Below are 23,010 nucleotides of genomic sequence, written 5' to 3'. Positions count from 1 at the left end.
CGTCACGGGCCGATCAGGTCCGCGTAGCCGTCCTTGTTCAGTTCCGCGAACGCACCCTGACCCGGTTGGTGTTCGCCATCCGGAACCGGCGGTGCTCACGCGCAGGCGTGTACCGGGTCGTCGTGCGTGATGACGCAGGCGAGGCGGCCGCCTTGGACGCTGCCGTAGGTGGCGGTGAGCGCGTCCTGGAATCCCTTCCACTGAGTTCGGGTGTCGAGGATGGCCGCCTGGACGGCGTGGTCGAAGTTTCCGGCGACCTTGCCCCGGGGGGTGGTGGGGGCCGAGGTCGCGCCGGTCGTCGGGTCGATGGTTCCGGTGTCCTTGTTGACGACGTCGTGTGTCACCCGCCCGCCGCAGCCCCAGCCGAAGGGGGCGAGGGTGTAGCACTCCGTGCCCAGTCGCCGGGGGATGTCGGATGCCGTGGGAGCGGGGGCGTTCAGGCGCAGGAAGGGTGCCGGGCCGGACTGCCGCAGCCCGGGAGGGTTCTCGACGCCGACCGGTCGGGCGGGGTCGGCTGCGTCGGTCCAGTTGCTGTGCGCGTAGAAGTCCTGGATGCCGTGCAGGGCCCTGCCGAATCCCTCTATCGCGTTGCACTTCGCCCGGCCGGGCACGCCGAGGGTGAAGGTACAGCTCGAGGAGAGGTCGACCTCACCGGGGAGCACCTTTCCGGCCGAGAGCACCCCCTGCGCCTTGTCCACTCCGGTCGCGAACTCCGATCTCAGATGGGAGACGCAGGAGAGGAGGGCGGCCGTGGCCTGCGCCCGGGTCTGGGGGTAACCGGGTACGTCGAGGAAGTCGGCGCCGTCGCAGTGGGCCGCCCCGGTGAGTGTCTGGTCGGAGTCGGGGGAGCCGACTGCCCCGAAGGTCCCGGAGCCACCTGCCAGTTGGTTCAGGGAGACCGGCTGGAAGCACGCGTTCGCGGGCTCTCCCCCGTGGCAGGCGAGGGCGGCGCGGGTGATCTTCTCGTGTTCGGCGGACTGCCCGAATCCGTTGATCGTGCCGAATCCGTTGGGGGGTCGCGTGCCGGCTTGTACGCTTTCGGCCTTCTCACCGGAAGCGACGGCCAGGCCGGGAGCCAGTGTCCCGGATACCATGGTGAGAGTCGACGCAAGTACGGCGGCACGCACGCTCCAGTGCCTTGCATGGGGTCGCATGTCTGAGTCCCGTCTCTGATTCACGCGCGAACCGGCTTCGTCACGTGGGGGGTTGATGGGTTGGTGGGTGGAGCATCACACACGTCCGGAGGACCGGACGGGTAGTCGCTACTTCATCGCTCCGTCCTGACCTCCAGCGTGCAGCACTTCACGCTGCCGCCGCCCTTGAGCAGTTCCGACAGGTCCACCCCCACGGGTTCGAACCCGCGGGTCCGCAGCCTCGCCGCGAGTCCGGCGGCCGCCTCGGGGAGGAAGACCCGGTGGCCGTCGCTGACCGCGTTGAGCCCGAAGACCTGCGCGTCGGCGGCGTCCGCCTCGATGGCGCCGGGGAACAGCCGGCGCAGCACCTCTCGGCTGCCGGGGCTGAACGCCTCCGGGTAGTACATGACTTCGTCGTGGTCCAGTACCGCGAGGGCGGTGTCCAGGTGGTAGTAGTCCGGGTCGACCAGTTCGAGGCCGATCACCGGACGGCCGAAGTACTCCTGGACCTCCTGGAGACTTCCGGTCTCGCTGCGGAAGCCGTGGGCCCCGAGCACATAGGTGCCGGTGAGGAGGAAGTCGCCCTCGCCCTCGTTGATGTTCCGGCTCTCCGCCGCGAGAAAGCCCTGCCTGCGGAACCAGCGCAGATAGGCGTCCCCTTCGGCGGCCCGCTCGGCGTGCCGGAATCTCGCGCCCAGCACCTTGCCGTCGATGACCAGGGCGCCGTTGGCGGCGTAGACCATGTCGGGCAGTCCGGGCACCGGATCGATCAGCGTGACGTGGTGGCCGCTCTCCCGGAGCACCGTACGCAGGCGTTCCCACTGTGCCACGGCCAGGGGCGTGTCCACGGGTTTGCCCGTGTTCATCCACGGGTTGATGGCATAGGTGACGTCGAAGTGTTCGGGCCGGCACATCACGTACCGGCGCCGTCGGGCAACGCGTTCGGGCATGGGAGGGGGCCTCTCTGCTGGTGTCTCTTCGGTGGCACGGGCGCACTCGGGCACGGCTCGGGGCGCGGTTGCGGGGCCTGCCGGCCGGCGGGCGGCCGGGTGAAGGTCAGTGGTCGGGCATCGTCCTGATGCCGGTGCTGAAGGTGGCCGCGCACGCGGACACCGCGACGATCAGGGCGAAGACAAGCATCGTGGTCGTGCCGGAGAGGTGTGCCAGGAGCAGGCCGGCCAGTCCGGGTGCGAGGGCGGCCGCCGACGTGGCGACGAGCAGGATGACGCTGATCACACGTCCCTGGAGGTGGTCCGGGGTGATGGCCGCCTGGTAGCCGAACAGGGCGGCGTTGGCGGTGGGCCCGAGGAAGACCGCCAGCGCCAGCGGTACCGCGGCCAGCACGCTGGTGGCGAACAGGGCACTCACCGCCATCAGCCCGGTGGTGGCCCAGCACAGCACCAGAAGAAGCCGGGGCAGGGGCAGTTGGCGTTGCAGCGCCGGGGCGGCGAAGGCACCGAGGAAGCCACCGAGGCCGAAGATCATGCTGGCCAGGCCGACGACGAACGACGGTGTTCCGGCGCGTTGCAGGGAGACGACGATGGCGAACAGCATCCCGGTGAAGGCCATGTTGAGCGGGGCGGCGATCAGCAGCAGGGCGCGCAGGAAGGGGTTGTTCAGGACGAACCGCACGCCCTCGGCTCCGGCGGCCCGTCCGGATTCGGTCGGCACCGCGCGCGGCCGCTGCAGGGGGGTGCGGATGCACACGACGGCAGCCAGCGACAGCAGGTGGCTCACCGCGTTGCCGAGGAACGGCCACGACCGTCCCAGTGCGAAGAGCAGGCCTCCCAGCGGCGGTCCGGCCAGTGACGTGCCGTACGCGCGCGCCTCGTTGCGGGCGACCGCGGTGGACAGCTGGGCCGGCGCGACCAGGGCGCGCACGGCGGCGTGTTCGGCGGTGCTGAACAGGGCGTTGGCCGCGGCGCCGACGACGACCACGCCGAGCACCAGCGTGATGCCCGCGGCGCCGACCGCGACCGCGCCGCACAGTGCGCCATAGGCGAGGAGCCGGAGCAGGTCACATACGATCATGACGCGGCGCCGGTCGAGCCGGTCGGCAAGTACACCGGCCGGCAGCCGGCAGGCGAGGGAGACCAGCAGACCGACGGTGCCGACGGCGCCGGCCTGAGCCGGTGACCGGGTCAGCTGCAGCACGAGCAGGGGCAGGGCCAGATTGGCCATGGCGGTGCCCACGTCGGACAGGGACTGACTGACCCAGAGCAGGTTGAACTCGCGGTTGCGCCACAGACTCGGCCGCCCCTCGGCTTCAGGGCCGGCGTCGGCGTCGGCGTCCTCGGTGGTCGACGACATCGGTTGTCCTCCAGGAGCGGTGGTTCGGGCGGTGTGTACGGGGTGTTCGGCGCTTGGCCGAGCGGACGGACGGCGGGCCGCCGTACGGGGTGTTCGGCGTACGGGGTGTTCGGCGCTTGGCCGAGCGGACGGACGGCGGGCCGCGCGGCCCGTCGCCATGGCGGTGGGGACGCGCTGCGGGCAGAGCGGAGTGCCGGGAGCGCCGGTGCCGGCCGAGCGGGGTGGTGGGAGGGAGGGATGCCGCAGGGGCGGGGTGGCGGGTGAGTCGTCACGGCCACCACGAGCCGGCTGCCGGGCGCAGGTCGTCGAGCCATACGGCGTCGGGATCGTGCTGGGCGAAGAACTGCCGGCCCACCAGACGGGCGTCACGGGCCTGCAGCATCCGCAGGCTGAACACCTCGGTGCCGCCGATGTCCACGACGCCGTCGACGAGCACCTTGCCCGGGGTGGCGGACATCACCGGGCCACGGGCGGACCGGGCGAGACCGGAGACGCTGCGGACGGCGTCGGTGTAGATCCGCAGGGCGCGGCTCAGCGGAACGCCGAAGTAGCTGCGGGCGCCCGTGTCCCGTTCGACGAACATGTAGTACGGCACCACGCCGAGTTCCACCAGCCGCTGCCACATGACGGCCCAGTCCTCGGGCCGGTCGTTGACGTGCGCGATGAGCGGGGCCTGGGCCCGGATCACGGCACCGGTGTCGCGGATGCGCCGGATCGCCTCCCGCACCGCCGGGTTGTCCAGTTCCCGGGGGTGGGAGAAGTGGGCCATCACGGCCGCGTGCCGGCCGCCGGCCACGATGCGCTCGAACAGTCTGAGCACGTCGTCGGCGTCCCGGTCGGTGGTGAAGCGGTACGGCCAGTAGGACAGCGCCTTGGTGCCGAACCGGATCGTCCGGATGTGCTCCAGCGCCGGGGTGAGCAGGGGGGTGACCCACCGGTCCAGCACCGCGGCACTCATGATCATGGGGTCGCCGCCGGTGAACAGGACATCGGTGACCGAGGACTGCCCGGCGAGGTACGACACGATGCGGGACACGTCCGGGGCGGACTGCCGCAGGTCGGCGTTGCCGACGAACTGGGACCAGCGGAAGCAGTAGCCGCAGTAGGAGTGGCAGGTCTGTCCCTGGGCGGGGAACACCAGGACCGTTTCGGCGTACTTGTGCTGTACGCCGTCCAGCGGGTGCTCCTCGTGGAGGGGGACGTTCGCCTCCAACTGTGCGCCGGGGTTCGGATTGAGGCGGTCGTGGATCTCCCGGGCGGCCTTGCGGATCACCTCCGGCGAAGCAGCCGTCCGGTGCAGGGCGGACATGCTGTCGTAGATGTCGGGCGGGAGCATGTCGCGGTGCGGGAAAGTGAGGCGGAAGATCGGGTCGTCCGGGGCGGCGGACCAGTCGATGAGTTCGTCGACGACGTACTCGTTGACCTTGAACGGCAGGATGGAGGACACCACCCGCAGGTCGTGCAGGTACTCCTGCGGCATGCCACGGTCACGGGCGAGTCGTTCAAGACGCTGGTGTGCGAAGACTTTCAACACTGCCGCCTATCTCTGTGGGCTTGGTTCGTGCGGTCCGCGCGAGTGGGGGCGCGGGGGTCGCGAAGCGCGGGCCGCGGGGGCCTCACGGGTGGGTGCGGTGGCCTCATGGGTGGTGGGAGCGGGGGCCTCGTAGGTGGTGGGAGGAGGGGCCTCATGGGCGGGAGCGGGGGCCTCACGGGCGGGAGGGTGGGACTCATCGGTGGCAGCAGGGACTCATCGTTCGGTGGGCGGCCGGGTCTGCCGGGGCGGGGACGGGCGGTGCGGAGCCGCGTACGCCGCCCTGCCCCGTCCCGGCCCGCCCCGGCTCCGGATCACTGCCCGGCCGCCGCCATCCGCCGGCGCAGGCTCAGGGGCCGCATGTCGGTCCACACCTCGTCGATGTGGTCCAGACAGTCCTGCTTGGGGCCCTCGAAGCCGGTGGCCTTCCAGCCGTCCGGCAGCTCGCGTCCGGCGGCCCAGATCGAGTACTGCTCCTCGTGGTTGACGACGACGAGGTAGGTGCGGCCGTCCTCTTCTGCGGACATGTGCGTTCTCCTTCTGTGATGGTGTCGAAACAAGGTGGTGTGCTGGCCGAGGTGGTGTCACACCGCGGTGCCGTCGGATCGTTCGGTGCGGTTCTCCGGCCGGTGACCGGCGGTCCCTCTACAGCCGTACGGGCAGTGACCGCAGGCCTCGGTTGAGCAGGGAGGCCTGCCACTGCGGCTCGCTGTCCGTGAGGGCCAGTCGCGGGGTCGCCGCGAGCAGGTCCGTGAGTGCGGCGCCGGCCACCAGGCGGGCCAGCGGGGCGCCGAGGCAGAAGTGTTCGCCCTGGCCGAATCCGAGGTGGGGGTTCGGCTGACGGCGCACGTCCAGTTCGTCGGGGCGCTCGAACCGGGAGGGGTCGCGGTTGGCGGCGGCGGTGACCAGGTAGAGCCGGTCGCCCCGGCGCAGGGTCGTGCCGCCCAGTTCGAGGTCGGCCCTCAGCTGCCGCACCGACATCTTCGACGGCCCGTCGAAGCGCAGCAGCTCCTCCACCGCGAGGGAGGCCGACTCGGGGTCCTCGCGCAGCCGTTGCAGCTGCTCGGGATGGCGCAGCAGGTTCCAGGTGCCGACGGCGATGAGGTTGCTGGTGGTCTCGCCGCCGGCGAAGGCGATGTGGGTGAGCATGGCGACGAACTCGTCCTCGGTGACGGTGTCGTCCACCACTCCCCCGGCCAACGCGGCACTGATCAGGTCCTCTTGTGGTGCGTGGCGGCGCAGGCGGACCAGACCGCGCAGGTAGTCGAAGAGGTCGAGCAGAGCTCGCTCGGAGGCCTCGTGCTCCTGCGCGGACTGCACGGCGCCCAGCGCCAGATCGCCTACCTGGAGTGCCCAGCGCTGGAACCGGGGGGTGTCCTCGGCCGGTACTCCCATCCAGGCAGCCGCCACGGTCGCGGGCAGTGGCCGGGCCAGTTCGGCCACGAGGTCGATCACGTCGTGTCCGTCGCGGACCCGGGCGGCCAGCCCGGCCACCGCTTCCTGGACCATGGGCCGGTTGCGCCGGACCTGTTTCGGGCCGAAGGCGCCACGGAAGGCGCTGCGTAGCCGGCGATGCTCGGGCGGGTCGACGAAGACCATCCAGCCGGCCATGATCTCGAACGCGCGAGCCGCCTCGGGGCCGAGCAGGTGCCGTGGGGTGCGTTCCAGTACGGGCGTGATCCGGTCGGCGGAGACGGCCGGTTCGGTGAAACAGGTGGTGACGGGGTCGTAGCCGGTGACGAGCCAGGACCGCTGGATCGGGCTCCAGTGCACCGGGGCCTGCTCGCGCAGCGCGGCGAGATAGGGGAAGGGGTCGGCGACGATGTCGTCGTCCAGCAGGTAGCGGTCGGTGACCTGACCGGTGGTGGTCATGCCGTGTGCTCCATCAGCTCGGTGGCGAGGGCGGCGATCGCCGCCACCTCCGGTTCGGTGACCATGCTCCGGTGGGTTCCGGGCAGGTGGTGCAGGGTGAGGGCGCCGGGGAACAGCTCCCGGCAGCGCCGCTCGTAGGCCGCGGGGTCCTCGCCCGCGACGACGGACGGGCGACCGGGGCCGGCGCCGGACGCCTCGGCGCTGACCAGGAGGTGCACCGGTCCCGCGTACGGTTCGGGGCGGTAGGTCGCGGCGGCGCGCAGCAGCGCCGTCCACATGGCCACGGGCCAGTCCGCGCCCAGGGCGGCTTCCTGTTCGGCGACGCCGGCTGCCAGCAGGGTTGCGGCCAGCTCGCGTTCCCGGCTGAGTCGGGCGGGGGTGCCGGGGGAGAGCGCGAGGGTCGCCTCGCGCAGCGCGACGGCCCGGTCCAGGAGGTCCAGTGCCTCGGTGACGGCGAACATCCCGGCTTCGTCGGGAACGGCTGGTTCGGCCAGCAGGAGTGTGTCGACGCGTTCGCCCTGGGCGGTGAGCTGGATCGCCATCTCCTGGGCGATGTTGCCGCCCATGGACCAGCCGAGCAGGGCGTACGGGCCGTCCGGCTGGTCTGCGCGCAGCTGCCGGACGTAGTCGGCGGCGAGGGCGGCCATGGTATCGGCGTCCACCCCGCCGTCCAGGCCACGGGCCTGGAGCCCGATCACGGGCCGGCCGGGCGGCAGGGCCTTGGCCAGGGGAAGGTACCAGGCGACGCTGCCGCCGCTGGGGTGGACGCAGTACAGGGGCCGTCCGGTGCCCTCGCGCAGCACCACGAGTACCTCGCCCGCCCGGCGCAGGGCCGCGCCCGGGCGGACCGCCTGCTCGCGGCCGGCGACCGCGGCGGCCAGCGAGGCCACCGTCGGGTGTTCGAGCATGTCGGCGACGCCGACCGGCAACCCGAGGTCGCAGGAGCGGGCGGCGAGGCGGACGACGGCCAGGGAGTCGCCGCCGATCTCGAAGAAGTCGTCGTGCACGCCCACCCGGTCCAGCCGCAGCGTCTCGGCCCACAGCTTGGCCAGTCTGGCCTCGGTCTCGGTGCGCGGCTCCGTGTACGGGCGCCGCGGGTCGGCTGACAGGTCGGGCCGGGGCAGCGCGGTCCGGTCGAGTTTGCCGTTGGCCGTCATGGGCATCTCGGCCAGCGGCACGAACGCGGTCGGCACCATGTACGACGGCAGCCGGTCGCGGAGCCGGCGCCGCAGGTCGGCGGCGTCGGGTACGGTGCTGCCCGCCGTGGGCACGACGTAGGCGACGAGGCGGGCGTCGCCGGGCTGGTCGGTGCGGGCGAGGACGGCCGCCACGGCCACGTCGGGGTGCTGGGACAGGGTCACCTCGATCTCGCTGAGCTCGATCCGGCGGCCGCGGATCTTCACCTGGCCGTCGAGCCGGCCGCTGTGTTCGAGGACGCCGTCGGCCCGTTGCCGTCCCCGGTCACCGGTGCGGTAGAGCCGTCGGCCACCGCCGCGGGGGTCGGGGACGAACTTCTCTGCGGTCAGCGCTGGTTGCCCGGTGTAGCCGCGGGCGAGTGCCGGACCCGCGAGGTGGATCTCGCCGGCCGTGCCGAGGGGCACCGGCCGCAGGTCGCCGTCCAGGATCAGTGCGCCGGCGCGGGCGAGCGGCCGGCCGATGGGCACCGCGACCGCGTCCGGGGCGAGGCTGTCGACCTGGTGGGAGGTGGCGATGAAGAGGCTTTCCACCGGGCCGTAGCCGTTGACGAGGCGCAGGTCCGGCCGGCGTTCGCGCAGGGCGCGGACGTGGGTCGCGGAGGCCGTCTCGCCGCCGAAGAGGATCTGCCGCAGCGCGCCGAGGTCCTCGGGCCGCTCCTCGACCACCAGGTTGAACAGGGTGGTGGTGAGGAACGCGGTGGTGACGCCGTACCGTCGGACGGCCTCGGCGATCCCGGCCGGGGTGAGGGGCTGTGCCGGGTACAGGGCGCAGGTCCCGCCGTGGAGCAGGGGGCCGAGGATCTCGAAGACGGCCGCGTCCCAGTTGAAGCTGCTCAGGTGCAGCACCGTCTCGTCGGTGCCGAGGTGGAAGGCGGCGTCCTGGTCCAGCAGGGAGTCGACGACCGCGCGGTGGGGCACGGCGATGCCCTTGGGCCGGCCGCTGGAGCCGGAGGTGTAGAGCACGCACGCCAGGTTGTCCGGGTCGGGCGCGGGTCCGGGCCGTGTGGTGGGTTCAGCGGCGAAGGTCTCCTCGGCGAGCGGTACGACGGTGCCGGTCACCTGGGGCAGTGTCCGCAGGTGGGCCGACTGGACGAGCACCGTGTCGGCGCCCGTGTCCGTGATCAGCCGGCCCAGCCGGTGGGCCGGGTCGCGTGGGTCGAGGGGCAGGTAGGCCGCTCCCGCCTTGAGGATGCCGAGGAGGCCGACGACGAGGTCGAGGGAGCGCTCGGCGCACAGCCCGACGATCCGTTCGGGGCCGGCGCCGTGCCGTCGCAGCCGGTGGGCCACCCGGTTGGCCCGCGCGTCGAGTTCGGCGTAGGTGAGCGTGCCTTCGGCGGCGGCGAGGGCGGTCCGGTGCGGGTGGACCGCGACCTGGGCCTCGAAGACGTCGACGACGCCGTGCTCGTCCGCGACCGTGTCACCGGCCGGAGCCGCGTCGCGGGCGTGGACCGTCTCGCCGGCCGGGGCCGCACGGCCGGTGCGGCCCGTCAGGCCGGCGGGGGCGGCGCCGCCGTCGTGGAGCGCCTCGCCGGGCGGGTTCGTCGCGCCGGTGTCCGTCCGGGCCGGCAGGCCGGGGACGCCTTCGGGGTCGTCCAGCATCGCGGCCAGCAGGGCGCAGTAGGCGTCGCCGAGGCGTTCCACCTCGGCCTGTGGCATCCGGGCCGCGTCGGCCTCGAACGACACACCGGTCGGGCCGGTGGTGACCATCAGGCCGAAGTTGGTGTGGGCGATCTCCTCGATCTCCTGCTTGTGCTCGCTGCCCAGCGCGTGGAAGTGCACGTAGTTGAAGGCGGTGTCGACGAGCACCTCACCGGCCCAGCGGCCGCGTTGCAGCTCGGCCAGCGGGAAGCGGCGGTGCGGGATCACCGCGCGCTCGGCGGCGAACACCTCCTGCAGCAGTTCCGTCCAGCTGTCCGCCGCGCGGGGCACTCCGAAGGGCACCACGTTGAGGAACACGCCGCGCATGCCGTCGGAACCGTCGCGTTCCGGGCGGCCGTTGGTGGCCAGCCCCGTCGAGTAGGTGTCGCTGTCGGCGAGTTGTCCGAGCAGGACGTAGTAGGCGGTGAACAGCACGGTCTTGCGCGGGACTCCGACGCGGGCGGCGAGCGCGTCGATGCGGGCACGCAGATGGCCGTACTCGCGCAGGGCCTCGCGGGTCGGGCTGCCGCTCTGGCCGCCCGCGGACGGGGGCAGCCGTACCGGCGGGAAGGACTCGACCATGCCGTCCCAGAAGCTCCGGGCGGCCGGGTCGGCGAGCGCGGCACGCTCCAGGGCCACGTATTCCGCGAACCGGGGCACGGGGGGCCCGGTGGGTGGTTCGTCCTCGGCGCTGCGGGCGCGCCGGTGCCGGTCCACCAGCTCGGCGATGAGTGAGGTGAGGCTCCAGCCGTCGAGGACGGCGTGGCAGTCGGTGATGGTCAGCCGGTACTCGGTGTCGTTCAGGACGTGTACGTGCAGCCGGATCAGCGGGGGCACCGACAGCTCGAACCAGCGCTTGGCCTCGGCGTCGAGGTGGGCGCGTACCCGTTCGGCCTGCGCGCTGTCGTCCGATTCCCGCAGGTCGTCCACGCCGACCGGGAGGCCGACGTCGGCGTGCACCAGTTGCAGGGGTTCGTCGTAGTTGCTCCAGTCGAAGCCGGTGCGCAGGATCTCGTAGCGGCGCACGACCGCGTCGGCGGCGCGCCGCATCGCCGTCGCGTCGAAGCCCGCGGGCTCCTGGATCCGGAAGCTGGTGACGTTGTGGTAGGCGCCCTTGCCGGCGTCGGCGAGCAGTTCGTAGAGCATGCCCTGCTGCATCCGGGTCAGCGGGTAGGCGTCCTCGACGCCCGGTGGGAGCCGGTCGCGGTCGCCGGCCGCCAGCAGGGCGAACCGCTCGACGGGTCCCTCCTGCCGCCGGTCACCGCCGGCGTCGGCGGACGCGTCGACGGCACGTGCCAGGTCCCCGAGCATCTGGTGGGCGAACACGTCGCGCAGCGCGACGGGCGTGCCGCGCCGTTCGGCGAGGCCCACCACCCGCAGCGCCAGGATGGAGTCGCCGCCCAGTTCGAAGAAGCGGTCCGTTGCGCCGACCCGCTCCACGCCGAGCGCTTCGCGCCACACGTCGGCCAGCAGGCGTTCGGTGGTGCTCACCGGCGGGACGAAGACTTCGGCGGTGTCCAGGGCCGTGCCGTCGGCCTGCGGCAAAGCCTTGCGGTCGATCTTGCCGTTCGCGGTGAGGGGCATCGCCGGCACGACGGTGAAGGTGGCCGGCACCAGCGGTTCCGGCAGCCGGGCCAGCAGCCACCGGCGCAGCTCGTTCGACGTGGTGCCGTCGCCGGTCACCAGATAGGCGTGCAGGCGGTGTTCTCCGGATCGGGCGCCGCGGGCGAGTACGGCGGCCTGCTCCACGGCGGGGTGGCGCAGCAGCGCGGCCTCGACCTCACCCAGCTCGATGCGGTGGCCGCGGATCTTCACCTGGTCGTCGGTGCGCCCGCGGTACTCCAGGCCGCCGTCGGGCAGCCGTCGGGCCCGGTCCCCGGTGCGGTAGAGCCGGGCGCCCGGTGTGCCGCCGAACGGATCGGGCACGAACCGGTCGGCGGTCAGCCCGGGTCTGCCGAGATAGCCCCGGGCGAGGCCCGCGCCGCCGACGTACATCTCGCCGGTGACGCCGGCGGGGACGGGCCGCATGTGTGTGTCCAGGAGGTGGATGCCGAGGTCGCCCAGCGCCCGGCCGATCGGGGAGGCTGCGGGGCCGGCGAGGTCGGCGGCGGTCACCGTGTGGTGGGTGACGTGCACCGTGGTCTCGGTGATGCCGTACATGTTGACCAGCCGGACCCCGGCCCCGGGGCCGTCGAGCCAGCCGTCGAACTCGGAAAGGTCGAGTTTCTCGCCGCCGAACACCACGGTGTGCACGCCCAGTTCGGCCAGGGGGCGGGAGCCGAGGGCGGTGCGCAGGTTGCGGAACGCGCCAGGGGTCTGGCTGAGGACCGACACCCGTTCGGCGGCCAGCAGCGCGGCGAAGCGTTCGGGGTCGCGTGCGGTGTCCCGGTCGGCCAGCACCACGCTGCCGCCCCGGGCCAGCGCGCCCCACAGTTCCCAGACGGAGAAGTCGAAGGCGAAGGAGTGGAACAGGCTCCACACCCCGGCGGGCGGCAGTGCGAGGGCGTCTTCGCAGGAGTCCAGGAGGCGGACGACCTGCCGGTGCGGTATGCAGACGCCCTTGGGACGGCCGGTCGAGCCGGAGGTGTAGATGATGTAGGCGAGGGTGTCGGCGTCGCCCGCCGGTACGGGGTCGCCGGTCGGCTGGCCGGCCAACGACGTCTCGTCGAGGACCACTTGGTGCTGCAGGTCGAGCGGGACCCGGTCGTTCAGGCCCGGTGAGACCACGGCCAGGCGCACACCGGCGTCGCCGACGACGTACTCCAGCCGCTCCCGGGGGTACTCCGGGTCCAGCGGCAGATAGGCGCCGCCCGCCTTGAGAATGCCGAGGATGCCGACGGCCAGGTCCGCTCCACGGTCCACGCACAGGGCGACCACCGTCTCCGGGCCGACCCCGGCGGCGCGCAGCCGGTGGGCGAGCCGGTTGGCCCGCCGGTTCAGGCCGGCGTAGTCGAGCCGGTCCTCCCCCGCGACCAGCGCGGGCGCGTGGGGCCGGGCGGCGGCGTACCGTTCGAACCGGGTGTGCAGGAGGTCGGTACTGTCGTACGACGCCGTAGGGGCGGCCCAGCGGGCGAGCCGGCGCCGTTCGTCCTCGGGGAGCAGCGGCAGCTGTGACATCGGCGTGTCGGGGTGGGCGACGGCCAGCCGCAGCAGGTGCAGGTACTGCTCGCTCCAGCGCCGGACCGTCTCGGGGTGCCACAGCCCGGCCCGGTGGAAGAAGGCTCCGGCCAGCCCGTCGGGCCGGCGGGCGGTCTGCAGGATGAGGTCGAACTTGACCGCGTCCAGGTCGAGCGGGAACCGGGTGGCGGTAAGACCGGGCAGCCGGACGGGCCGGTCGTCGGCGTCGTCGTCCAGGGTGAACATGGCCTGGAACAGCGGGCTGCGGTCGAGGTTCCGGTCGGGGCTCACCTCGTCGACGACCCGTTCGAACGGCACGTCCTGGTGCTCGTAGGCACCCAGGGCGTCGTCCCGGACCCGGGCGAGAAGCTCGGTGAACGACGGGTCGCCGGCGAGGTCGGCCCGCAGTACCACGGTGTTGGCGAAGAACCCGATCAGCTGCTCGACCTCGGGCCGGCCGCGACCGGCCACCGGGCTGCCGATGCCGAAGTCGGCCTGGCCGCTCCACCGGCCCAGCAGCACCTCGTAGGCGGCGAGCAGCGTCATGTACAGCGTGGCGTGGTGGTCGCGGGCCAGTCGTTCGAGTCCGGCGACCAGTTCCGCCTCCACCCGGAACTCGTGGACGGCGCCGGCGCCGTCGCGCTCGGCCGGGCGGGCGGTGTCGTGCGGCAGCTCCAGCGGTGGCAGGCCGGCCAGCCGCCGGCGCCAGTGGTCGAGTCCCGCGGTCGGCCGGTCCGCGGCGGGCTCGCGCCGCTGCCAGGCGGCGAAGTCGGCGAACCGCACGGGGAGTGGGGGGAGTTCCCGGCCGGCGTAGAGGGCCTCCAGTTCGCGGACGAGTACGCCCATCGACCAGCCGTCGGTGGCGATGTGGTGGAAGGCCAGCAGCAGCACGTGGTCGTCGGCGCCGAGCCGCCATCCCGTGACCCGGAACACCGGGCCGCCGGTCAGGTCGAAGGGTTCGCGGGCCGCCGTGCGCACCGCTGCCGCCAGGTGCTCGGGCGAGTCCGCCTCGCACCACCGCACGCCGGCCCAGCCGGGGTCGATGTCCTGGTGGACCCGGCCGTCGCTGACCGTGAACCGGGTGCGCAGGGGCTCGTGGCGGGCCACCACGGTGTGGAACGCGCCGGCCAGCCGGTCGCGGTCCAGCGGCCCGGTCAGCCGCCAGGCCACCGCGACGGTGTAGGCCGGGCCGGGCCCTTCGAGCCGGTCCAGGAAGACCAGGCGCTCCTGCCCGAAGGACGCGGGCAGCCCGCTGGTACCGGAGACCGGGGTGATCCGGTCGGCGGTGGAGCGGTGTTCGGCGCGTCCGGCGAGCCGTCGGCGCAGCAGCTCCCGCTGTGCGGGTGAAAGGCCGTTCACGAGGTGGTTCCCTTCGGTTCCTGGGCGAGCAGCGTCCGGGCGAGTCCGGCGACGGTCCGGGCCTCGAAGAAGGCGCGGAGGCTGATCGTCGTGTCGAGCTGGGACCGCAGGCGCGAGATGACCCGCATCGCGGTCAGCGAGTGGCCGCCGAGGGCGAAGAAGTCGTCCTCGACGCCGATGTCCGGCCGGCCCAGCAGCTCCGCCCAGATCTCGGCGATGGTCTTCTCGGTGGTGGTGCGCGGGGCGATGTGTCCGCCGCCCTCGCCGGCGGTGGCCTCGGGCAGCGCCGACCGGTCGACCTTGCCGTTGCCCAGCAGCGGCAGGGCGTCGAGGACCATCAGCTCGGCCGGGATCATCGCGTACGGGAGGGTGGCCTCCAGGCCGGCCCTCAGCTCGGCGACCGACACGGCGGCCCCGGGCGCGCGCTGGACGTAGCCGGTCAGCGCCGAACCGTTCGCGCCGTCGGGCCGGGCGGTCACGGCCGCCGCGCCGACCCCCGGCTGGGCGGCGAGAGCCTGCTCCACCTCGGCCGGTTCGATCCGCACACCGCGGACCTTCACCTGGCGGTCCATACGTCCGCGCAGCTCCAGCGTCCCGTCGGCCAGCAGCCGGCCCGCGTCGCCGGTGCGGTACATGCGGGCGCCGGGCGGCCCGCTGGGGTCGGGCACGAACGCCTGTGCCGTCAGGCCGGGGCGATCGTGGTAGCCGCGGGTCACACCTCGGCCACTGATGTACAACTCCCCGTACACGCCCACCGGTTGCGGACGCAGCGCCGGGTCGAGGACGTGCACCGCCGTGCCCGGCATCGGCCGGCCTACGGTCACCTTCTCGCACGGCACCGCCGGATCGAGGTCCGCGAAGGTGGTGGTGAGGGTGCACTCGGTGGGGCCGTACTGGTTGACCACCCGGCGCAGTCCCGGCAGCGCGGTGTGCAGCCGGGCCAGCAGGGCCGGTGTGCACGGTTCGCCGCTGAGCACGAGCAGCCGCAGGCCGGGCAGGCGCCGCGCCGTCAGGTCACCGCCGTCGAGCAGTTGGTGCAGGAGGGACGGCACCATGCTCAGGATCGCGGTCGGCGCGGGAGCGTCCGGGGCGTCGGTGCCGAGAGCGGACAGGTCCGACTGGCCGGCCATCAGCACGGTCGCCCCGACGGTGAGCGGTCCGATGCAGTCGCGCAGGAACGCGTCGAACGAGGTGGACGCCCGCTGCAGGACGACGTCGTCGCGGTCCAGCCGGTAGTGCGCGAGGCTGGCGTCGAGGTGGGCGGCGATGCCGGCCTGCTCGACCAGCACGCCCTTGGGGGTGCCGGTGGAGCCGGAGGTGTAGACGGTGTACGCCAGTTGTTCCGGCGCGCGGGGCGCGTCCGGCGCGTGCGCGGGGCAGTGGTCCAGTGCCGGATCGGCGAGCAGGTCCCGGTCGACGACCAGCCGGATCCCGGCGTCCAGGCCCAGCAGTCTGCGCCGGCGCTCGGGCTGGTCGGGGTCCAGGCCGACGAAGGCACCCCCCGCCTTCCAGATGCCCAGTACGGCGACCACCGCATCGATGCCACGCGGCAGGCCGAGGCCCACCCGGGTCTCCGGGCCCACGCCGAGGGCGACGAGGCGGTGCGCGAGCCGGTTGGCGAGCCGGTCCAGCCGGGCGTAGGTGACCCGGTCGGTTCCGCTGATCACCGCCGTCTTCTCCGGGGCCGCTCGCACCTGCTCGGCGATACGGTCGAGCAGCGACGGCGTCTCTCGGGCGGCGATCGCGGCGGTGGCCCGGGCCGGGACCACCGCGCCGGCGGGCGCCGGGACCGCAGCGGCCAGGGGCAGCTCGCCGATCCGGGTGCCGGGGCCGGCCGCGACGGCTCCGAGCAGGGTGGTGTAGGCCCGTGCCATGCGGGCGATCGTGGGCGGGTCGAAGATGTCGGTGGTGAAGTCGATCGTTCCGGTCAGCCCGCCGGGGCCCCGCACCAGCTCCAGGGTGAGGTCCAGCTTCGCCGCGCCCCGGTCCACGGGCAGGGCGGTGCCGTGGGCGGTGCCGAGCCGCAGGGTGTCCAGGTTCCAGTCGTTGTAGCTGAACATCGCCTGGAACAGAGGGGACCTGCTGAGGTCCCGCTCCGGGCTGAGTTCCTCCACCAGGCGGCCGAAGGGCATCTCCTGGTGCTCGTAGGCGTCGAGGGCGTCGTCACGGACTCGTGCCAGCAGCTCGTCGAAGGTCGGGTCGGCCGACAGATCCGCCCGCAGCACGAGGGTGTTGAGGAAGAATCCGACGACGTCGCGGACCTCGGGCCGGTCGCGCCCGGCGACCGGGGTGCCGACGGCGAAGTCGGTCTGTCCGCTCCACCGTCCCAGCAGCGTCTGGTAGGCGGCCAGCAGGGTCATGAACAGGGTGGCTCCCTGCCGCTGGCCCAACGCCTCCAGTTCCGCCACGAGTTCCGGTTCCACGGTGAACTCGACGACACCGCCGCCACGGTGGCGGACGGCCGGGCGGGGCCGGTCGGTGGGCAGTTCCAGCGTCGGCAGGTCCGCCAGGCGCCGCCGCCAGTGTGCGAGTCGGCCCGCCAGTCGGCCGGCGGTCAGTTCCCGGCGCTGCCATGCCGCGAAGTCGGCGTAGCGGAGCGGCGGTTCGGGCAGGGGTTCGCCGGCGTAGCAGGCTTCGAGTTCGCGGATCAGCACGGCTGTGGACCAGCCGTCCGAGATCGCATGGTGCATCACCACGGTCAGCACGTGCTCGCGCGGGTGGTCCTGGTACGGGTCCGCATCCTGATCCTGTCTCCGCTGCCGGTCCCGTGCGGATCCCGGCTCGTTCCCGGACGTGTCGACGCTGTGGACCACGACCCGGAACAGCGGGCCCGTCACGAGGTCGAACGGCTCCCGGGCCAGCTCTCCCACCGCTCGCCCGGCCTCCTCGACCGAGTGCGCCTCACGCCATTCGACGCCCGCCCAGCCCGGATCGACGTCCTGGAACGCCACGCCGTCGACGAGGGTGAACCGGGCACGCAGCATCTCGTGCCGGGCGACCAGGGTGTCGAACGCGTCCGCGAGCCTGTTCCGGTCCAGCGGCCCGGTGAGCCGCCAGGCCAGCGGGATCGTGTACGCCGGTCCGGCGCCTTCGAGGAAGTCCATGAAGACCAGCCGCTCCTGTCCGAACGACACCGGCAGCCGGCTGGTCCCCTCGCTCCGCTCGATCGGCGCGCCGGTGGCGTCGGCGTGGCCCAGCAGATCCGCCAGGGCCGCGACGGTACGTGTCCGGAACAGGTCGCGGAACGTCATCTGGCGGCCGGTGCGTTCGGCCACGGCCGTGGCCAGCTTGATGGCCAGCAGCGAATGCCCGCCGAGCGCGAAGAAGTCGTCGTCCATGCCCGGGCGGTCGATGCCGAGGACCTCGGCGAAGGCGTCCGCGAGGAGGTGCTCCAGTTCGTTCGCCGGTTCACCGCGACCGCTGCCCGACGGGTACACCGGTTCGGGCAGCACGGCCCGGTTCACCTTGCCGTTGCGTGTCAGCGGAAGCTCGCCGAGCGGCACCACCGCGGCGGGGACCAGATAGGCGGGCAGGCACGCGCCGAGGTGGGCCCGCAGGTCGGCGGGGTCGACGTCCTCCCCGACGACGTACAGGATCAGCGCGAGGGCGCCGCTGCGGTCGGGGCGTGCCACCACCACGGCCTCACGCACGGCCGGGTGCCGGTGCGCCACGGTCTCGATCTCGCCCGGCTCGACACGGAAACCACGGACCTTCACCTGACCGTCGGCGCGTCCGACGAACTCGAGCCGGTCCCGTGCCGTCCAGCGCACCAGGTCGCCCGTGCGGTAGAGCCGGCCGCCCGGCGGGCCGAACGGGTCGGGCACGAACCGCTCGGCGGTCAGCCCTGGTTTCCCGGGGTAGCAGCGGGCCAGGCCGGCCCCGCCGAGCACCAGTTCCCCGACCACGCCGACCGGGACCGGTCGCAGCAGTTCGTCGACGACGAACGCGGTGGTGTTGTGCAGCGCGCGGCCGATCGGGACCGGACGGTCGCCGGCGGGTTCGGTCACCCGGTGCCAGGTGGCGAACGTGGTGCACTCGGCCGGCCCGTACATGTGCAGCAGCTGCCCGGGCGGGTCGGCGAGCAGCGCGTCGACGGCCTGCGGATCGGCGGCCTCACCGCCGAACAGCACGTGGCGCAGGCCGCGCAGGGCGTCGGGGCGTTCGCGCACCACCTGGTTGAACAGGGCGGTGGTCAGGAAGAGGGTGGTGACGCGGTGGTGGGCGAGATGCCCGGCGAGGGCGGTGGGAGAGAGCGCGACCTCCGGCGGTGTGACCACGATCGTGGCCCCGGCCACCAGGGGCGCCCACACCTCGAAGGTCGCCGCGTCGAAGACCGGGTTGGCCGCGAACGCCACCCGGTCGTCCGGGCGGAGGTCGGCATAGCCGCCCTCGCGCACCGTGCGGACCAGACCGCGGTGGGTGAGACCGATGCCCTTGGGCCTGCCCGTGGAACCCGAGGTGTGGACGACGAACCCGAGGTTGTCCGGGTGCACGCCGACCTCGGGAGCGGTGTCCGGCAGCGCCCGCGTCTCTTCCGGCACCCGAGCCACGTCGACCACCCGGCAGTCCAGGCCGTCCAGGCCGTCCAGGCTCAGATAGCCGGTGGTGGTGACCAGGAGGTCGGCGCCGGTCTCCTCGATCACGTATCTGCTGCGCTCGGCCGGCTGCTCGGGGTCGAGCGGCACATACGCGCCGCCCGCCTTGAGCACGGCCAGCTGGGCCATGACCAGTTCCGCGCTGCGCGGGAGCGCGACCGCGACCGCCCGTTCCGGGCCGGCGCCGAGGGCGCGCAGGCACCACGCCAGCCGGTTGGCGCGCCGGTCCAGCTCGGCGTAGGTCCACACGGTGGTGCCGTCCACGACGGCCGGCCGGCTCCTGTGGGAGGCCGCCTGGTCGGCGACGAGCTGGTGCAGGCAGCGTTCCGGAAGCGCCGGACGGGGAGCGCTGCCCGCCCGCACGAGCCGGTCCCGGGACGCGGTGTCCAGGACGTCCCAGTCGCTGAGCCGGCCGTCGCCGTGTTCGGCGAGCGCGACCAGCAGCCGCCGGTAGCCGTCGGCCATCCGCTGGGCCGTGGCGGGCTCGAACAGGGCGGTGGCGTACTCGATCAGCCCGGTGCACGAGCCGTCGGCGGCCTGTTCGACGAAGAGCGTGAGGTCGAACTTGGACGTACGCCAGCCCAGCTGGATCTCCTCGGCCCTCATGCCGGGCAGCCGCAGAGCCGTGGCGGCGCTGTCCCGCACCGCGAACATGGTCTGGAACACGGGGGCCCGGCTGAGGTCGCGCTCAGGACGCAGGTCCTCCACGACGCGCTCGAACGGGACGTCCTGGTGCTCGTATCCGCCGAGTCCGGCTTCCCGGACCCGGCGCAGCAGTTGCGCCAGCGTCGGGTCGCCGCTGAGGTCGGCCCGGACGGCGAGGGTGTTGACGAAGAGCCCGACGACGTCGTCCACGTCGCTGCTCGTGCGGCCGGCGGCCGGGATGCCCACGACGAAGTCGGTCTGCCCGCTCCACCGGCCCAACAGCACCTGGTAGGCCGTCAGCAGGACGGTGTGCAGGGTGGCGCCCTCGTCCTGGGCCCGGCGCGTCAGCCTGCGCAGGGCCTCCTGCGGCAGCGGGAAGCGGTGAGTGGCGCCATCGGTGCCGAGGACCGCCGGCCGTGGCCGGTCGGTGGGCAGTTCCAGTGCGGGAGCGCCGGCCAGTGTCCGGCACCACCACTGCGACTGGTCGGCAAGCAGCCGCTCGGTCAGAGCGGCGCGCTGCCGGCGCGCGAAGTCGGCGTAGCGCACCGGTGGCGGGGGCGAGGTGTCCCCGGCGTAGAGCGCGCCCAGTTCGCGGGCGATGACACCGAGGGACCAGCCGTCCGCGACAAGGTGGTGGAGCATCAGGAGCAGCACGTCGTGCTGCGGCAGCCGGATCAGCACCGTCCGCCATGCGGGCCCGGCGGCCAGGTCGAACGGCCGGCCGATCTCGGCCGCCACGAGGTCGTCGTTCCACTCCTGGGCGTCGACCCGGCGCAGGTCCACGGCCGGGGCCGGCTCGATCACCGGCGGGCTGTCGACTCCCGGGAAGCGGGTGCGCAGGGCGTCGTGCCGGGCGGCCAGGCGTTCCAGGGAGCGGTGCAGCACCGTCTCGTCGAGCCGCCCCTCCAGCCGCCAGGCGACGGGGATGACATAGGTCGCGCTGTCCGGGTGGAGGTGCTGCAGGAACAGCAGCCGCTCCTGGGCGAACGAGGGGACGACCGGTTCGCCGGAGCCGTCCGCCGGCGCGACCGCCGGCCGAGCCGCGGCGCCGTCCGTGTCTCTGGGGCGTCTGGCGTGTCCGACAGGTCTGGCGTGGCCGGTGTGGAGGTGGCCGGTGGTGCCGGGGGTGCCGTCGGTGCCGGTGACGTCTGCGGTGCCGGGGCCGGGGCCCACGCCGGTGCGGTCGCGGCCGTCGGCACCCTCGGTGCGGTCGCGGCCGTCGGCACCCTCGGTGCGGTCGCGGCCGTCGGCACCCTCGGTGCCGTTGCGGCCGTCGGTGCCGTCGCGGCCGTCGGCGCCGGTGGCCCGGGCGGCGAGTTCGGCGATGGTCAGGCCCTCGAACAGGTCGCGGACCGACACGTGGGCCCCGGCTTCGTCCCGGAGGCGTGCGACGAGGCGGACCGCGAGCAGGGAGTGACCACCGAGCGCGATGAACGGGTCGTCCACACCGACGTGGCCCACCCCGAAGACCGAAGCCCAGACGCCCGCCAGGCGCTCCTGCACGGCATCCTGCGGTGCCCGGTACGGCACCGGCAGGTCCGGCCGGCCGGGCGGGGGGAGGGCCTTGCGGTCCAGTTTCCCGCTGTTGGTCAGGGGAAGTTCCGGCAGTTCGACGAGTGTGGAGGGCACCATGTAGGCGGGCAGCAGGCCGGCGAGTCCGCTCCGCAGGGCTTGCGGGTCGAGGCCGTCGCCCGCTGCGACGACGTAGGCGACGAGCCGTTGGTCGGCACCGGAGCCGGCCGCCACGACGACACAGGTGCGCACGCCCGGCTGGTCGTTGAGCACCGTCTGGATCTCGCCGAGTTCGACCCGGTTGCCGGCGAGCTTCAGCTGTTCGTCGGCCCGGCCGAGGTAGTCCACGACGCCCGGCCGGTGCCAGGCCGCCAGGTCGCCGCTGCGGTACATCCGGCTTCCCGGCGCGCCGAACGGGTCGGGCAGGAACCGCTCCGCGGTGAGCCCCGGCTGCCCGTGGTATCCGCGGGCGAGCTGCACGCCCGCCAGATACAGCTCGCCCGAGCCGTCACCGGGAATGGGGGCCAACTCGTCGTCGAGGATGTGCAGTTGAGTGTCGGTGACCGCGCTACCGATCGGTACGCCCGGCTCCGTCCAGTCCGGCCGGCACTGCCAGGCGCTGACCTCGATGGAGGCCTCGGTGGGGCCGTAGAGATTGTGCAGCTCGATGTGCGGCAGCACCCGCAGTGCCCGGTTCTGCACATCCGGCGGCAGCGCCTCACCGCTCGCCAGCACGCGGCGCAGGCTGCGGCAGTCCCCGACGCCGCGCTCACCGATGAACAGGGCGAGCATGGTGGGGATGAAGTGCACGGAGGTGATCTCACGGCGCTGGATCAGCTCCACGAGGTACCCGGTGTCACGGTGGCCACCGGGCCGGGCGATGACCAGCCGGGCCCCGACGATGAGCGGCCAGAAGAGTTCGTGCACCGACACGTCGAAGGCGTACGGCGTCTTCTGCAGCACTCGCTCGTCGGAGGTCATGCCGTACTCGTACTGACCCCAGCGCAGCCGGTTGCAGACTCCCCGGTGTTCGACGACGACGCCCTTGGGCCGGCCGGTGGAGCCGGAGGTGTACATGATGTAGGCGGTGTTGCGTTCGTCGACGGCCGCCCCGCAGGACTCGTCCGGTTCGTCGGAGGTGCCGGCGGGCGACACCTCCGGCAGGTCCGGAACACCGAGGTCGCGGTCCATGCCCGGCCCCCGGACCAGGGCCACCGCGCCGGTCTGCCGGACCATGTACGACAGACGGTCGTCGGGCAGCTCCAGGTCCAGCGGCAGGTACGCGGCCCCGCTCTTGAGGATGCCCAGCAGCGAGACGACCAGGTCCACGGAACGCTGCGCGCCCACCGCGACCACGGTCTCCGGTCCGGCGCCACGTCGGCGCAGGGCGTGGGCGAGCCGGTTGGCCCTTCGGTCCATGTCCCGGTAGGTCAGCTCCTCGCCCTCGAACTCCAGCGCGACGGCGTCCGGGGTGCGGCGCACCTGTGCCTCGACCAGTGCGTGGATGGTGCTCATGCCTGCGGCTCCTTCGTCACCGGCTCGGCGTCGCCGCCGGCCCCTTGCGCGTTCGGCGCGATCCCGGTTCCCTCGGTGGTCGCCGGCTCCGCCAGTGCCGGTTCGACGTCCTCGGACATGCCGTGATCCCTCAGGGCCTGTTCGACGTCCTCGGCCACGGCCTGCTCCCTCAGCGCCTGTTCGACGCCGTCGGCCACGGCCTGCTCCCTGAGCACCTGTTCGACGCCCTCCGCCACGGCCTGCTCCCTCAGCGCCTTTTCGACGCCGTCGGCCACGGCCTGCTCCCTGAGCACCTGTTCGGCCTCTTCGGCCACCATCTGTTCCTTCAGTGCCTGCTCGACGTCCTCGGTGCTCATCGCGGCGATCTCGAGCATGAGACGCTCCTCCACCGCCCCGGCGAGCCTCGCCACGGTGGGACGTTCGAAGAGGGTGCGTACACCGATGTCCACGCCGAACGCCGCGTGCAGCCGGATGGCTGCTCGGGTGGCGAGCAGGGAGTGGCCGCCGAGGTCGAAGAAGTTGTCGTGGACGCCGATCCGGTCGAGTTGCAGGACTTCCTGCCACACCTGCGCGACCGCTTCCTCGGT

The 23,010-nt window shown here is 73.1% G+C and carries 9 protein-coding genes; all 9 read right to left on the bottom strand.

The annotated features are described in order from the left end of the window. Nucleotides 1-95: 95 nt before the first annotated feature. Nucleotides 96-1,094, bottom strand: a complete 999-nt coding sequence (locus ACGFT2_RS33515) for a CinY protein (protein WP_393285963.1) — start codon at nt 1,092-1,094, stop codon at nt 96-98. 173 nt (nt 1,095-1,267) lie between these two features. Next, nucleotides 1,268-2,137 (bottom strand): dimethylargininase, encoded by an 870-nt coding sequence (ddaH, locus tag ACGFT2_RS33510; protein ID WP_393285960.1) that lies wholly within the window; start codon nt 2,135-2,137, stop codon nt 1,268-1,270. A 52-nt stretch (nt 2,138-2,189) separates the two neighbouring features. Beyond that, the gene (locus ACGFT2_RS33505; RefSeq protein ID WP_393285957.1) at nt 2,190-3,443 is read right to left on the bottom strand and encodes an MFS transporter; all 1,254 of its coding nucleotides are present in this window, start codon (nt 3,441-3,443) and stop codon (nt 2,190-2,192) included. 268 nt (nt 3,444-3,711) lie between these two features. Beyond that, complete coding sequence (locus tag ACGFT2_RS33500) at nt 3,712-4,923, bottom strand: KamA family radical SAM protein (protein WP_393285954.1); 1,212 nt, start codon at nt 4,921-4,923, stop codon at nt 3,712-3,714. Between the two features lie 365 nt (nt 4,924-5,288). Beyond that, entirely contained in the window at nt 5,289-5,501 is a 213-nt protein-coding gene (locus tag ACGFT2_RS33495; protein WP_393285951.1) for an MbtH family protein, read from the bottom strand. A 118-nt stretch (nt 5,502-5,619) separates the two neighbouring features. Then, nucleotides 5,620-6,846, bottom strand: coding sequence for a cytochrome P450 (locus ACGFT2_RS33490; protein WP_393285948.1), 1,227 nt, complete (start codon nt 6,844-6,846; stop codon nt 5,620-5,622). Continuing rightward, nucleotides 6,843-14,156: an amino acid adenylation domain-containing protein gene (locus tag ACGFT2_RS33485; protein ID WP_393285945.1), complete on the bottom strand. Its 7,314-nt coding sequence runs from the start codon at nt 14,154-14,156 to the stop codon at nt 6,843-6,845. Before ACGFT2_RS33485 ends, ACGFT2_RS33490 begins: the two co-directional genes overlap by 4 nt. Continuing rightward, nucleotides 14,153-22,423, bottom strand: a complete 8,271-nt coding sequence (locus ACGFT2_RS33480) for an amino acid adenylation domain-containing protein (protein ID WP_393285942.1) — start codon at nt 22,421-22,423, stop codon at nt 14,153-14,155. Before ACGFT2_RS33480 ends, ACGFT2_RS33485 begins: the two co-directional genes overlap by 4 nt. Then, nucleotides 22,420-23,010: phosphopantetheine-binding protein (locus tag ACGFT2_RS33475; protein WP_393285940.1), on the bottom strand; the 591-nt coding region annotated here is incomplete at its 5' end. The genes ACGFT2_RS33475 and ACGFT2_RS33480, both read right to left, overlap by 4 nt.

Origin of the sequence: Streptomyces sp. NPDC048514 (assembly GCF_043199955.1) — a bacterium.
Classification (GTDB): Bacteria; Actinomycetota; Actinomycetes; order Streptomycetales; family Streptomycetaceae; genus Streptomyces.
This window is presented reverse-complemented; position numbering and strand designations above follow the sequence as displayed.

What these genes read in the sequence shown, in the direction of transcription:
- ACGFT2_RS33515 (WP_393285963.1), bottom strand. Translation starts at nt 1,094, where the DNA reads ATGGTATCCGGGACACTGGCTCCCGGCCTGGCCGTCGCTTCCGGTGAG.
- ACGFT2_RS33505 (WP_393285957.1), bottom strand. Translation starts at nt 3,443, where the DNA reads ATGTCGTCGACCACCGAGGACGCCGACGCCGACGCCGGCCCTGAAGCC.
- ACGFT2_RS33500 (WP_393285954.1), bottom strand. Translation starts at nt 4,923, where the DNA reads ATGCCGCAGGAGTACCTGCACGACCTGCGGGTGGTGTCCTCCATCCTG.
- ACGFT2_RS33495 (WP_393285951.1), bottom strand. Translation starts at nt 5,501, where the DNA reads ATGTCCGCAGAAGAGGACGGCCGCACCTACCTCGTCGTCGTCAACCAC.
- ACGFT2_RS33490 (WP_393285948.1), bottom strand. Translation starts at nt 6,846, where the DNA reads ATGACCACCACCGGTCAGGTCACCGACCGCTACCTGCTGGACGACGAC.
- ACGFT2_RS33480 (WP_393285942.1), bottom strand. Translation starts at nt 22,423, where the DNA reads ATGAGCACCATCCACGCACTGGTCGAGGCACAGGTGCGCCGCACCCCG.